This is a genomic window from Bacteroidales bacterium (assembly GCA_021157585.1).
In the GTDB taxonomy this organism is placed as follows: Bacteria; Bacteroidota; Bacteroidia; order Bacteroidales; family UBA12170; genus UBA12170.
This window is the reverse complement of sequence record JAGGWH010000037.1, coordinates 45210-59651: the sequence shown is the minus strand read 5'-3', so window position 1 is coordinate 59651 and position 14442 is coordinate 45210. Positions and strand designations below refer to the sequence as shown.

Annotated in this window: 14 protein-coding genes; 4 read left to right on the top strand and 10 right to left on the bottom strand. The window is 35.0% G+C overall.

Features of this window, described 5'->3' with window-relative positions; all coding sequences use genetic code 11:
* Positions 1-274 precede the first annotated feature (274 nt).
* Positions 275-1462 (top strand): ADP-forming succinate--CoA ligase subunit beta, encoded by a 1188-nt coding sequence (gene sucC / locus J7K39_02250; GenBank protein ID MCD6178701.1) that lies wholly within the window; start codon positions 275-277, stop codon positions 1460-1462.
* Positions 1463-1684: 222 nt separating this feature from the next.
* Here sucC and J7K39_02245 read toward each other — a convergent pair whose 3' ends face one another.
* The 10 genes from J7K39_02245 to J7K39_02200 all read right to left on the bottom strand — a co-directional run bounded on the left by J7K39_02245 (position 1685) and on the right by J7K39_02200 (position 11526).
* Entirely contained in the window at positions 1685-3175 is a 1491-nt protein-coding gene (locus J7K39_02245) for a carboxypeptidase-like regulatory domain-containing protein (protein ID MCD6178700.1), read from the bottom strand.
* A gap of 32 nt (positions 3176-3207) precedes the next feature.
* Entirely contained in the window at positions 3208-4197 is a 990-nt protein-coding gene (locus J7K39_02240; GenBank protein MCD6178699.1) for a FecR domain-containing protein, read from the bottom strand.
* A gap of 8 nt (positions 4198-4205) precedes the next feature.
* On the bottom strand, positions 4206-4757 hold the full coding sequence (locus tag J7K39_02235; protein MCD6178698.1) for an RNA polymerase sigma-70 factor: 552 nt from the start codon (positions 4755-4757) through the stop codon (positions 4206-4208).
* Positions 4758-4842: 85 nt separating this feature from the next.
* A complete protein-coding gene (locus tag J7K39_02230) occupies positions 4843-6147 on the bottom strand; it encodes a carboxypeptidase-like regulatory domain-containing protein (GenBank protein ID MCD6178697.1) in 1305 nt (434 codons plus the stop codon).
* 309 nt (positions 6148-6456) lie between these two features.
* Complete coding sequence (gene rsxA / locus J7K39_02225; protein MCD6178696.1) at positions 6457-7029, bottom strand: electron transport complex subunit RsxA; 573 nt, start codon at positions 7027-7029, stop codon at positions 6457-6459.
* Positions 7030-7047: 18 nt separating this feature from the next.
* Positions 7048-7635 carry an electron transport complex subunit E gene (locus tag J7K39_02220; GenBank protein MCD6178695.1) on the bottom strand — a complete coding sequence of 196 codons (588 nt, stop codon included), beginning with the start codon at positions 7633-7635 and terminating at the stop codon, positions 7048-7050.
* Positions 7635-8180, bottom strand: a complete 546-nt coding sequence (locus tag J7K39_02215; GenBank protein MCD6178694.1) for an RnfABCDGE type electron transport complex subunit G — start codon at positions 8178-8180, stop codon at positions 7635-7637. Before J7K39_02215 ends, J7K39_02220 begins: the two co-directional genes overlap by 1 nt.
* A 35-nt stretch (positions 8181-8215) precedes the next feature.
* Entirely contained in the window at positions 8216-9202 is a 987-nt protein-coding gene (locus J7K39_02210; GenBank protein MCD6178693.1) for an RnfABCDGE type electron transport complex subunit D, read from the bottom strand.
* Between the two features lie 8 nt (positions 9203-9210).
* The gene (rsxC, locus tag J7K39_02205; protein ID MCD6178692.1) at positions 9211-10542 is read right to left on the bottom strand and encodes an electron transport complex subunit RsxC; all 1332 of its coding nucleotides are present in this window, start codon (positions 10540-10542) and stop codon (positions 9211-9213) included.
* Between the two features lie 33 nt (positions 10543-10575).
* Entirely contained in the window at positions 10576-11526 is a 951-nt protein-coding gene (locus tag J7K39_02200) for an RnfABCDGE type electron transport complex subunit B (GenBank protein ID MCD6178691.1), read from the bottom strand.
* Positions 11527-11799: 273 nt separating this feature from the next.
* Here J7K39_02200 and J7K39_02195 point away from each other — a divergent pair, with 273 nt between their 5' ends.
* From J7K39_02195 to J7K39_02185, 3 genes are read left to right on the top strand one after another with little or no spacing between them, the layout of a single operon-like run.
* A complete protein-coding gene (locus J7K39_02195) occupies positions 11800-12108 on the top strand; it encodes a hypothetical protein (GenBank protein ID MCD6178690.1) in 309 nt (102 codons plus the stop codon).
* A gap of 15 nt (positions 12109-12123) precedes the next feature.
* Positions 12124-13467, top strand: a complete 1344-nt coding sequence (locus tag J7K39_02190) for a phosphomannomutase/phosphoglucomutase (protein MCD6178689.1) — start codon at positions 12124-12126, stop codon at positions 13465-13467.
* Between the two features lie 19 nt (positions 13468-13486).
* Complete coding sequence (locus J7K39_02185) at positions 13487-14416, top strand: DUF2279 domain-containing protein (GenBank protein ID MCD6178688.1); 930 nt, start codon at positions 13487-13489, stop codon at positions 14414-14416.
* Positions 14417-14442: the final 26 nt, after the last annotated feature.

The following is a 14442-nucleotide window of genomic DNA, read 5'->3' as shown; positions in this document are numbered from 1 at the left end:
TAAATATTTATGGGAGCAAAAAAATACTGTTTACATAATAATAAGATAATAAGACATTTATAACACATCAATCTATTATCATCTCATTTAAACAGTCTGTATTTTCAGAGTTTGCAGAATAGCTTATTTGAAAAGAGTAAAAATACCGAAAACCTCTTTTTTTCACGTAATTTATTTTAATTTTGAACTCTTAATTGTAAAGTGTTACAACTTTACTTAATTGTAAACTTATTTTTGTGTAAATCACAATAAAAATATCAAAAAAACCTAAAAAATGAATATTCACGAATATCAAGGGAAACAAATCCTAAAAAGTTTTGGTGTTAGAATTCAGGAAGGTATAGTTGCTTCTACTCCTGATAAAGCAGTTGATGCTGCAAAAGAATTACAAAAACAAACCGGCACCAGTTGGTGGGTAGTAAAAGCCCAAATTCACGCTGGTGGTCGCGGAAAAGGCGGTGGAGTTAAACTTGCCAAAAGTCTTGAAGAAGTTAAAACATTAGCAGATCAAATTTTAGGGATGCAATTGGTTACTCATCAGACAGGTCCTAAAGGAAAACTTGTGAGTAAAGTACTTATTGCCCAAGATGTTTATTATCCGGGAGAAAGTGAAACCAGCGAATACTATATGGGTGTTCTATTGAATCGTGCAACAGGAAGAAATATCATTATGTACTCTACCGAAGGTGGTGTAGATATTGAAACTGTTGCCGACAAAACTCCTCATTTAATTCATAAAGAAGAAATTGATCCTAAAGTAGGTTTACAGGGATTCCAAGCTAGAAAAATTGCTTTCAACCTAGGTCTAAGCGGTGCTGCTTTTAAAGATATGGTAAAATTTGTTACTGCTTTATACAAAGCCTATGAAGGAACAGATTCTACAATGTTTGAAATCAATCCAGTATTAAAAACTTCTGACAATAAAATTTTAGCCGTAGATTCTAAAGTTAACCTTGATGACAACGCATTATATCGTCATTTAGATTATAAAGAATTACGCGATATTACCGAAGAAGATCCTATTGAAGTTGATGCTCGCCGTTTTGATTTAAACTACGTTAAACTTGACGGAAACGTTGGATGCATGGTTAATGGAGCCGGTTTAGCAATGGCCACTATGGATATGATTAAAATGGCCGGCGGCGATCCTGCTAACTTTTTAGATGTAGGAGGAACAGCTAATGCTAAACGTGTTGAAGAGGCTTTCCGTATCATTTTGAAAGATCCTAAAGTAGAAGCTATTTTGGTTAATATCTTTGGAGGTATCGTTCGTTGCGACTTGGTAGCTCAAGGTATTGTTGATGCTTACCAGAACATTGGTGATATCACTGTTCCAATTATTGTACGTTTACAGGGAACCAATGCTGTTGAAGGTAAAAAATTGATTGATGAATCAGGACTAAAAGTTCTTTCAGCTATCGCTTTAGAAGATGCTGCTCGCTTGGTAAGTGAGGTTGTTTAATCGACTACATACTTGAAAAATAAGTCCCGGAAATCATTTTGGTTTTCGGGATTTTTTTTTGGAATCTATCTAAAACTATTTCTTTGTGAACTCCTTTAATATTCTGTGATAAAAAAAATAACTACCAAGAAACAAAAGTAAGCTTCAGTACTTTGTGCCTCTGTGTGGTGAAATAAAAATTACCACAGAGTCACTAAGCCACGAAGAAAAAAAGAAGTAAAACTATTTCTCCAAACTCAAACGTTCAAAAGCCTCCATTAAATCAGTTTCAGGAAGTAGAAAGTTATCACCACCCCAAAAGTTTAAATCGTAATGAGGTGAAAGATCGCTGAAAATTTTGTTAGGCTTTATGGTTTGATCAGAAGCAAAGCGTCGTGGTGCATTACCACTAAGTTCCGTAGCAACCATTTCAAAACTAGCAGAGTATTTAGAGGATAGGAATTTACGTTTACGCTTAACCTTTAAATTCAACTCACCTTGAATATGATGGATATAATACAAACCCTCAAATTCTTTGTAAGTAACGGCATAATGCACATCTGTGGGAATTATTTTCAACTTTGGACTCGATCGAATAACAAATGCATTACGCATTTTTTGCAAAGAAGTCTTGGTATATTTAAATTCAAATTTTACAAAAGCAAGACTCTCAACATCCAAATAAATAAAACCCTCAAAAGCAAAGGCTTGCTTTGTATTTTTAGGTTGAAATGCTATCATATACGTTAGTCTTCCATCATTTAAAACCATATCTTGTATAGTATAAGTGTATTCAACCAAAGACTCCAGATTAATAAATGAAAAGCTATGCTTAACCACATCCAAATCCAAACTCGTTTGTATTCCACCGTGTAATTTAAACTGAACCGTGTCTTCACGCACAATAGATTTAAAAGTCCTTTGCTTAACCAATTTCACTTGCTCATTAAAAAGCGAAGGACGATATGGGCGTTTAAGAACATCTAAAATCCCCTCAGAATACAACATATATTTCTTATCTCTTCTTACGGCTTCGCGATAAAAAGCTTTTTGAACAAAGGAGTGATTGGGGTAATTTTTCTTCTTATTTGCAATAGCCAAACGAAGGAGTCCCTCAGGATACAAGCTACGAACGGTAACTTCTTTTAAAGATATACTTGTTGGCTGGAGTTGAAAAACCTGATATTTAGGAAAATTTTTTAGCGGTATTATCAAAGTTTTATATCCCAAATAACTAATTAAAACAGAATCATTTAGATTGTGACTAGTAAACTTAAGCGAAAATATTCCATCCTCATTACTAACCGTTCCCACAGCCGAATTCTGTAATGATATAGCCGCAAACGGAAGGGGCTTACCTGTTTCAAAATCTCGTATCTCACCTCCAAATGAAAGTTGTAGCGAGGATGCCACGATAGAATCAATTTCAAGTGGGTTAGAGTCAAGCACAACTCTTTGCTCATAAACAACCAATTGACTTTCAATTATTTGATAATTCAAGCTAGGATTTGCAAACAAGCTATCTAAAATAATACAAAGCGGTATATTCTGGAAATGCGCATTTACATTTTCTGTAGTACGTAATAAATCAGAATTAAACGTAAAATGTAAACCCGTTTGATTTTCGATGATTTGCAAAGCAGAATCTACCGTTATATTCGTAAATTTCAAATTCTCTGGTTGATACAAAACCTGCTCTTGTCCTTTTAGGTGGACATTAAATAATAAGAGCAATATTATGACTAAACAGAGCTTTTGCAAATCAATTAAGGTGTTGGTGAATAAAGTATTATATGTTCTCCTTCTACTTTTTTATCCAAGCCAAAAGTCAAACACATGGCATCTAATAAGGCATCCACTGACATTTGATCGTATTTAGAAGTCAAAGGCAATTCGCCAAGCTTCTCCTCAGCCAATTCTATTTGCACAGCATAGGCGCGGTTAAGCGTTTTAACAACTTCGCGCAAAGGTGTATTGTTAAAGTTGAGAAATTTGGTTTGCCAAGCTAAATAGTTTTCATCGCTAACTGACCTATTTTGCAATTCATTATTTATTAAACTAGCAAAATCACCCTTTTCCAAGATCAACTCTTTTGTGGGATTCTGGATATCTTGCAAACTCACTTTTCCACTGGTTACCATCACTTCCACATCACCTTGCGAATTCAAAGCTTTAACATTAAAAGAAGTCCCCAGTACTTGAATTCGAGCATTATTTGTTTCAATAACAAAAGGATGTTGTTTATCTGATTTCACATCAAAATAAGCTTCACCAGTAAGCTTTACCGAACGGGTTTCTTCGCTAAATTCAACGGGATAAACAAGCGAACTATTTCCGTTTAAATGTACAATAGTTCCGTCAGCAAGCTCTACCCTACTTTGGTTAAAAGCAGTCTGTAAGCTATTCATTTCCATATCATTTTGTAATAATTTAAAAACTCCAAAGCCCACTCCCAACAACACAATTATGCTAGCCGCGATTCCTACGAGATTTCTGGGATTGAAGAAAAAACTCATTTCAGGCTTTTCCTCCTGAATTCTAGTATTCAATTTATTCCAAGCCAAGTCGGTTTTCTCATTATACATAAAGCTGGCTTTTTCTACAGTATTCATTTTTCTATCCATTTCCATCAGCAACTCCTTCCCATCTTGCCCATCTGCCCAAGTTTCGATATTGATTAATTCATCATCACTTAACTCTCTGGAGAAATAGGCTGTTATATTCTCCCAATATTTGTTATTTGTTCTTGTTTCCATTCTTTCTTTCAAAAATTTGCTGCATATTTATCCATATGGCGTCTTAAATGTTTTAATGCTTTGGTCATATTAGCCTCCACAGTTTTAATGCTAATCGCTAACTTTTCAGCTATCTCACTATATTTTAAACCCTGAAAACGGTTGAGCTTAAATATTGTTTTGCAATTTTCAGGTAATTCGTCAATGGCATTATTTATTTTTTCATAAAGCTCATTATACTGCATAATTTCCCCTGGGCTCATACTCTCATGATAATTCCAGTTTCTTTGATCTTGTTGATAATTCAACTTCCTTTTTTCTTTTTTCAATAATTGTAAGCAATTGTTATGAACTGCTCTGTAGAGATAAGATGAAAAGGAGGTATGAATATTCAGTTTCTTTTTGTTTCTCCACAGATTGAAGAATATATCTTGAACAACTTCTTCTGCCTCGGCTTCCGATTTTAATATTGATATTGCATAAGACAGCAAAGGCTGGAAGTATTCCCTAAACAAGAGTTCATACTCTTGAATATTGCCTTTTTTAATGGCTTTATACCGTGCTGTATCGTGTAATGTCAATGCCTAAAATTTAATATCAATTTACAAAAAAGTCCAAAGGATTGGAGTATTCCTCCTTCCCTCTGTGAATCAACTAAACATTGGCTTATCTATTCATAGCTCGATTCAACTTCCTAATAGCCACTTCAATCGATTTATCTGGCTCAATGGTATTGTATTTTCCCCAGAAATTCTCATCAGCAAACACGCCCACTTTATCGTTTAAAACTTGATTCCTTTTAAATCGCTCTTTATTCGGAATAGTTTCTACATTATGCTCATCGCGATCGGTAATTGCAATTTCCGATTTAAGTGTATAGGTTGTAGAGAATAACTTTTTCTTCCATTTTACTTTAAATTGCACTTCGCCAATAGCATAGTTGAAATACCATTTCCCATTTTGCTCGCGATATTTTACTGAATACTTGGCCATTGTTGGTTCAACTCTTGCTCCGAAAGGTTTCCTCTTAATAAATAAACGAGCTGCTTCTTCAGGCTTATCCATATTCAAACTAAAATCGGCAGCCGATAGAGCAAAAGTTTCCATATCCACATAGAATTTCCCTTCGTATAATGGAAAGTCTTTAATTTTATGTCGTTCAACAAAACTGATTACATAATTTAATTTATGATCAATCTTTACCATATTTTCAATTGTAAAGTCGTAATCCTTTAGCATTTCCTCATCTATTAAGATATGAGGATATTTCATCGCATCTAGCAATAAAGCGGTAACTGGTCCTCCTTGTAATTTGAATAATAAAGTATCCATCTTACGTTCGTTGATCCCTTTACGTCCTTTAAAAATCCGAATTCTATCATTTGAATTATTCGTGTAAGGCGCTTTGTAAATATCAACAACAGCTTCGGAAAGACCTACATAAGTATTTCTTTTTTTTATTGATTCGCGGTAAAAACCTTTCATTGAATTTGCATCTTCTGCATAATTCTGACCCACCCTACGAAGCATTGCTCGAACTATTGATTCAGGAGCATCTGGAAAAACCTGAACCTCATTTAAAGTAATAACGGCAGGTTGAAGTTCTAAAACATTGCCTTCTACTTTTAACTTTGATAAAGGATAAGAAAGGTTATAATATCCTAAAAACGAAACAAATAGATTCTGAGACTTACTGTCTTTACTAATTTTAATTAGGAAATCTCCATCGAGGTTAGTGATGGTGGCGGTGTTCTCATCTTCAACCGTAACACTGGCAAAAACGAGGGCTTTCTTGGTTTGGGCATCTACAATCTTACCTTTAAAACTACGATAACTAAGCGTATCGCTTTCTTGGTTATTCTTTTTGGCTACAGCATCAAGCCCTAGAGCCCATGCGCTTGTGATTGAGGTGACAAATAGCATGAAAACCACTGCTATCGTTCTCACTTGGTTAATTCTCCTTGTTTTCATGATGATTATTTTAAGTTTATAAATATAACAAATTAAAAGTCGTCTTATCGAACTTACATTTATATGATGATTAAAACTTAAAATACCCTATCGAAAAAGCAAAAAAAGAATATAGAACAAAGAGTAACAAATAAAGATTTTTAAAGTTCGTCAATCGTTAACCAAGCTTGCGAGCTTACCGGAGATAATCAACATTCCTTGTTCATTATTTCTAAATAAACAATATTTAGCAAGAAAGAACAATAGCTCCTTAAACAAAAAAAGGAAGCCCAAAGACTTCCTACAAAATATATAGATTTTGATTTTTGGCTAAACCAATCCGGTAAATCCCATAAAAGCAAGGGCTAAAATACCAGCCGTTACCAAAGCTATCGGAACTCCGGCCATCCCTTTAGGGACTTCCATATTATCAAGATGCTCACGAATACCTGCAAAAATAACCATTGCTAAAGTAAAACCAAGAGCAGTAGAAATAGCAAATACAACACCTTCCATTAAATTAAAATCTTTTTGAATAGTTAAAATAGCAACACCCAAAACAGCACAGTTAGTAGTAATTAAAGGTAAAAACACTCCCAAAGCACCGTAAAGTGCAGGACTAACTTTTTTCAATATAATTTCAACCATTTGCACCAAGGCAGCAATTACCAAAATAAAAGTAATAGTCTGTAAAAAGGTTATTCCTAAAGGAACTAAGATATAATGTTGAGCTAACCAAGTTACCACGGTAGCCAAAGTCATAACAAATAAAACAGCACCACCCATACCTACCGAAGTAGATATTTTTCCTGAAACACCAATAAAAGGACAAATACCCAAAAACTGAGCAAGAACAACATTGTTAACAAATATAGCGGCAATAATTATAATAGCATATTCCATAATATTATCTATTTAAAATTAAGCGTTCTTTTTATTTAAACGACTGATGATAGCAATAAGGTAGCCTAAAACAATAAATGCTCCGGGAGCCAAAACAAATACTAACATTCCATCACTCTCCATAAACTTGAAATTGAAGAGTGCTCCACTTCCTAATAATTCCCTAACACTTCCTAAAAGAGTTAGTGCAAAAGCAAAACCCAATCCCATTCCTAGTCCATCGATAATAGAAGCTCCCACCGAATTTTTTGAGGCAAAAGCTTCTGCACGACCCAATACAATGCAGTTAACCACAATTAAAGGAATAAATAATCCCAATTGATTATAAAGTGCCGGAAGATAAGCTTGCATAACAAGCTCAACAATAGTTACAAAAGTTGCGATAATCACGATATACGAAGGGATACGCACTTTATCAGGGATAAAATCTTTAACGGCAGAAACAACCATATTCGAACCAATTAGAACAAAAGTTGTAGCCAATCCCATACCCAAACCATTAAGAGCAGAAGTAGTTACTCCAAGAGTTGGGCACATACCCAAAAGTAAAACAAATACCGGATTTTCTTTAATAAATCCTTTGGTGAAATTCTTCATTTGACTCATTATTTATTCCCTCCTTTATTTTGTTCAAAGGTATCGTAAGCACGCTTAACAGCATCGCAAAAAGCACGAGAACTAATTGTGGCTGCCGTAATGGCATCTACATCGCCTTTATCCTTTTTAACCTTTAACTGAAAAGTAGCTGGTTGTATGCCTTTAAATTGATCTTTAAACTTAGCGTCACCCATTTTAGTACCCAAACCAGGTGTTTCTTTATGTTCCAAAACAGAAATATTATGAATACTTCCATCGGGGAGAAAACCAACCATAAGCCTTACCAATCCGGCAAAACCTTTCATTGTAAATGTTTCTACAGCGGTTCCAATATATTTACTATCCTTAGAAGCAACATAAAACTGTAAACTATCAGAAGTACCTTCAACTGCTACCTTAATTTTTTGAATTGTATCAAAATTAGGAAGAACAGCTTTAATAGCATCGTTTAATTTCTTTTGATTTGCTATCGCGATAGGCTCTTTCGTCAGATTATAGACACTACCCAAAGCCAAGCCAGCCACGGCAGTTACTACAAAAAGAGCTATAACCATATTTAAAAATGTGGATTTTGTTTTAGCAGCCATAATTAATTCCTCCCAAATCGTTTTGGTTTAAAAACATTATTTAATAATGGTGTAACGGCATTCATAAGCAAAATAGCGAACGACATTCCTTCGGGATATGCACCCCAAGTACGAATGATAACCGTTATTAAACCAATACCCACGCCATATGCAAGTTGACCATTTCTCGACATTGGTGAAGAAACCATATCAGTAGCCATAAAAATAGCACCTAACATCATTCCTCCAGTTAGCAAGTGAAAAATAGGATTTACATAATGTGTTGGATCTATCAACCAAAAAATACCGGAAAAAACCAAAACTGTTAAAAGAATACTAACAGGGATTTCCCAAGTAATAATTTTTCTTCTGAGAAGACAAAAGCCACCAAGCAGTATTGCTAAAGCAGATACTTCTCCAAGCGAGCCCCCTATACCTCCAATAAACTGTTGCATAAACGACGGCACTTGTGCCATAACTTGATCTACAGTTAAACCTGCATCCAAACCCTCTTTAACAATTCCCAAAGGTGTTGGTCCTGTGATAGCATCGGCTATTCCATTTGTTATTGGACTAATTTTTGGCCACGATGTCATTTGAACAGGAAAAGAAATCAATAAGAAAACACGACCCACTAAAGCCGGATTAAAAACATTCTTCCCAATACCTCCAAAAGACATTTTTCCAATTCCAATAGCAACAAGTGCACCTATCACAATAATCCACCAGGGTAAATTAGAGGGTACATTAAACGCCAGTAAAAGACCTGTAATAACAGCAGAACCATCCATATAGGTCTCGGGTCCTTTTATCAGGTATTTTTGAAAAAACCATTCAAAAAACAATGAAGCCGAAACGGCTATCAATGTGACTCTAATAGCATCAAGACCAAAATAGTAAATAGAGACTAGCAAGGCCGGAACCATTGCTATAACTACTCCCCACATAATCTTTTTTACTGAATTATCTCCATGAACGTGTGGAGATGCCGAAATAGATAATAAACTCATACGGTATCTTATTTCTGATTTCTGTTTCTAATTATCTGACCCACTTTATTTTTTCCTAAGCGGATATAATCGAGCAATGGAATATTAGATGGACAAGTGTAAGAGCACGAGCCACATTCTATACAATCCATTACCAATTCTTTTTCTACAACATCAAACTTAGCAAGCTTAGACGATTTTGAAAGCAAGAAGGGCTCTAATCCCATAGGGCAAGCCTCTACACATTTTGCACAACGGATACAGGTATTAACCTCTCCACGCTTAGCATCAGCATCAGCCATTAAAAGGATACCCGATGTACCTTTAACAACAGGGATATCGGTATTTAATACCGCTTTTCCCATCATTGGGCCACCACTAATAATTTTACCGGTATCTTCAGGCAATCCTTGAGCTGCTTCAATTAAGTATTTAATAGGAGTCCCTACTCTAACTAAGAAATTTGAAGGTTTTTTTACCGACTTGCCGGTAATAGTAACTACACGCTCAAACAGCGGTTTGTTTTTTTGTACAGCTTCATAAACGGCAAATGCTGTCCCAACATTATTTACAACACATCCAACTTCCAATGGTAATTTTCCTGATGGAACTTCTCTGCCAGTTAATGCTTTTATCAGCTGCTTTTCACCTCCCTGAGGATATTTTACTTTTAGTGGGTGAATACTTATACCGTTATATTTAACAACTAATTTCTGAAGATGTTCAATAGCGTCAGCTTTATTGTTTTCTATACCAATCATTGCTTTTTTGGTATTTAAAGCCTTCATTAGTATCGTAACTCCTATAAGCATCTCCTCGCCTTTTTCCATCATCAGTCGATGATCAGAAGTAAGGTAAGGCTCACATTCAACACCGTTAATAATCAAGTAATCGACTTTTTTGCCATCTGGAATCATCAGCTTAACAAAAGATGGAAAAGTAGCACCGCCAAGTCCTACAATACCCATTTCGTTTAGCTTATCTGTAATTTCTTTTGGGCTTAATTTGATATCAGAATCAATATCATCAGAACGATCAATAGTATCTAACCACTCATCACCTTCTACATTTATAATTACAGATGGACGGCGAAAACCGCTTGCATCGTATACATTATCAATTTTAAACACTTTACCGGAAACCGGAGAGTGAATATTTGCAGAGATAAATCCACTTGACTTAGCTATTAACTGACCAACTTTCACTTCTTCGCCTCGCTTTACAACCGGAGTTGCAGGAGCCCCAAGATGCTGACCAACAGGCACTACAACTTGCTTAGGAATCATGAGAGTTTCTATAACTGCCTCAGTAGATAATTTATTTTCAGGTGGGTGAACACCTCCTAGTTTAAAGGTTTTCATAGGTTTTCCCTTTAGTTTTTTTAAGAGAATATTTTATGACTCTTTAGTTTTATTTACTTCTTCTTTTTTCTCATTGGCACTCGCCTTTGAGCTAACTGTTTCAGTTACTTTCTTTGCTTCAACAGTTTTTTTTGCCTTTTCCTTTTCTTCTTTAACTATAAGTTTACGAACAGGAAAATTAATCTCATGAATAGCATCAGTAGGACAAACAGTCACACATTTCCTACAAAGTTTACATTTTTCGTAATCTATGTAAGCACGGTTATTTTTCATCTCAATAGCATCGAATGCACAAACATTAAAACACTTTGCACATCCAATACAGGCAACGGTACAATTCTTTTTGGCAGGAGCACCTTTCTCTTCGTTTACACAAGAAACAAAGATGCGGCGTTCTTTTTTACCCACATTTCTGAGCTCAATAATATCACGTGGACAAGCTTCGACGCAAGCGCCACAAGCCACACAATTAACATCTACTACAGGCAAACCCGTTTCAGGATTCATATGAATAGCATCAAACTCGCAAGCAGCAACACAATCCGCTAATCCTAAACAACCGTAAGAGCATCCTCCATCTCCGGCATAAAGCACATGTGCCGAAGCACAAGTTGAAATTCCGTCGTACTCTACCTTTTTGGGTGAATTAGCCAAAGAACCATTACAACGAACAACAGCAATCTGTGGTTCAGCAACCTCAGCCACCAAATTTAAAATCCCTGCTACTTGCTCCATCACTTTAGCACCACCGACCGGACAATTAAAGCCTTCCATATTTCCGGCTTTTACTATTCCCTCAGCAAAGGCACGACAACCTGCATATCCACATCCACCACAGTTTGCACTCGGTAATGCTTCTTCTACTTCATCGATTCTAGGATCTTCATAGACTTTAAATTTTTGCGCGACAAAATATAAAATAATGGCGGCAACAACACCTATAGCACCTAAAGAACCAACTGCATAAATCAGTACTTCGTTCACATTTCAAAGTTTTAGTAAGGTTTATTATTAAACCCTTATTGATGCGCAAAAGTATGAACAAATTTAATTATGAAGCACTTCATATACAAGCTATTTTTTTATATATAACTAATTGATAACGACATAGTTATAGTCAATTTGAAAATACTACGCCTTTCACAAAATGCGTTTACCGGCTGATTTACTGAAAGTTACGCTCTATGTTTAGAATCATTATAAATTTTTAAAACTCATCAGGAAGGAATATCTTTGCAGAGTATTTAAGTTCGCAATATGAATGATAAAATAAAACTCGACCTAACAGCCAGTCAGTTTTCCGCACTGGCACAGTGCATGTTAAGTATCAAAAAACTTTATGGCGAGGATCCCGATAAAGAGATAATGGCACGTTTTCTTTTAGGCAGAGTACTTAAAAAAATGATTAATCGCTTTCAAGATTTAAAAAAGAAAAACAAAATCAGCTTAAATAAAGCCGAAGCGGCAGCATTTAGAACTATAATGGAAGTTCATATTGATAACTGTGGCGTTTACGAGCAAACTATCATACGCGAAATACTATCTCAAATAGGAACAAAATTTTAACAAAATTATAATACTATGAATGCTTTTAAAGCTTACGACATTCGCGGTGTCTATAACCGCGATTTTAACAAAGACGATGTTTATAAGGTTGGTTTTTTTATTCCTCGCCTTTTAAAAACAAACAAGGTACTTATAGGGCGTGACGTACGCACCTCTTCTATAGAAATATTTGAATACTTATGTAAAGGTATTACCGATAGTGGAGCAGATGTTTACAATACAGGCTTAGCAACAACTCCTATGATTTATTGGGGAACAGCTCAATATGGTTTTGATGCTTCCGTTATGATTACAGCCTCACATAATCCAAAAGAATATAATGGGTTAAAAGTTTCTGCGAGCAATGCTTTGCCTGTTGGCTACGACAGCGGATTAAGCGATTTAGAACAAATGGTTTTAAATGAAAAAATTGAGCCTGTAACACTAAAAGGTAAAATTATTGAAAATGATTTTAGAAACGATTATCTTGCTTTTCAGAAAGAAAAACTAAATGACATTTCTAATCTAAATATAGCTGTTGATGTATCTAACGGAATGGCCGGATTGTTTATTCGTGACATTTTAGGCGATAATCCTCATTATATTTTTGAAGATCTTGACGGAACATTTCCCAATCACGAAGCAAATCCTTTAAAACCTGAGAATATTGTAGATGCTCAAAAATTAGTCGAGAAAACCAAAGCCGATATTGGAGTTATTTTTGATGGTGATGCAGATCGTGTAATGTTTGTGGATGAAAATTCAAGATTTATCTCGCCAGATTTAATGATTGCATTTTTAGCCAACCATTTCTTAAAAGAGAAAAAAGAAGGTGTTCGTGTTTTACAAGATATACGCACTTCAAAAGCTGTGGGTGAATATATTGCTAAATTCAATGGCGAAATGCATATGTGGCGTGTTGGTCGTGCTTATGCCGCACTAAAACTCAGAGAAATTGACGGTTTATTTGGTGGTGAATTAGCTGGACATTATTATTTTAAAGAGTTTTTCTATTCCGATTCCGGTTTAATGGCTGCAAGCCTAATTCTAAATATCCTAAGTGATCTTAAAAAGCAAGGCATTTCTTTATCGGAAGCCATTGCAGAAATAGAAGTTTATAAGAATTCAGGAGAAATCAATTTTAAAATTGAGAAAAAGCAAGAGGCAATGGATGCAGTTATTGCACACTTTAAAAGTCAAGGAACACCGGATGCTTTTTACGATTTTGATGGTTACCGTATAGAATTTGCTGATTGGTGGTTAAATATTCGTCCATCAAATACAGAGCCTTATTTACGTTTCTTAGCCGAAGCAAAAACAACAGAATTATTAGATAAAATTGTTACTGAATCAACTGATATTATCAAGAGTTTCAGCTAATTAAATAAATACTAAAAAAGTGAAAAATAGCAAATACAAGTTTTATAAAAATTGTTTAACACCCATTGTACTTGCTATTTTTCTTTTCACCTCTACTCCTATTTCCGCTCAACAAGACAGCACACAAATCCGCAACAAACGACTTATTCCAACACTAACAGCTGCAGGAACAACTTATGCCGGCGGAATGACAGCTTTATATTTTTTATGGTATAAAAATTATCCGCAATCTTCCTTTCATACTTTAAACGATAATGCGGCTTGGCTACAAGTTGATAAAGTTGGTCATAGCACTACAACTTATCATTTAGCAAAAAGCAGTTATACTATTTTTAAATGGTCGGGAATGACCGACAATAAAGCTTTATTTATAGGTAGTTTAGCAGGTTTAACTTTTCAAACAAGCGTTGAAATACTTGATGGACTTTCTACAAACTGGGGTTTTTCTTGGGGCGACTTTGGGGCAAATATTGCAGGGACAGCTATTTTTGCCGGACAACAGATTCTATGGAAAGAGCAACGTATTAGTCTTAAATTTTCTTATTTCCCAAGTGAATATGCAGAATTTAATCCAGCCGTTTTAGGAGCTAATTTTCAAGAAAGAGTTTTAAAAGATTATAACGGACAAACATATTGGTTATCTGTAAATATTGCTTCTTTTCTAAAACAAGAAACCAAAATACCCAAATGGTTGAATATTGCTTTTGGATATGGCGCAAAAGGAATGCTAAATACTTATTCAAACTCTATTTCAAATAGTTCTATTATTCCAACATTTAACAGAACACGTCAATATTATTTATCGCTCGATGTAGATTTAAGTCGAATACACACCAAATCTGAATTTCTTAAAATGCTTTTAGATATTGTTAGTGTAGTTAAAATCCCTTTTCCTACTTTGGAATATAATAGCGAAAACGGTATCTCTTTTCACCCCTTACACTTTTAAATTATTTTCGGTAAAATCAATATCAT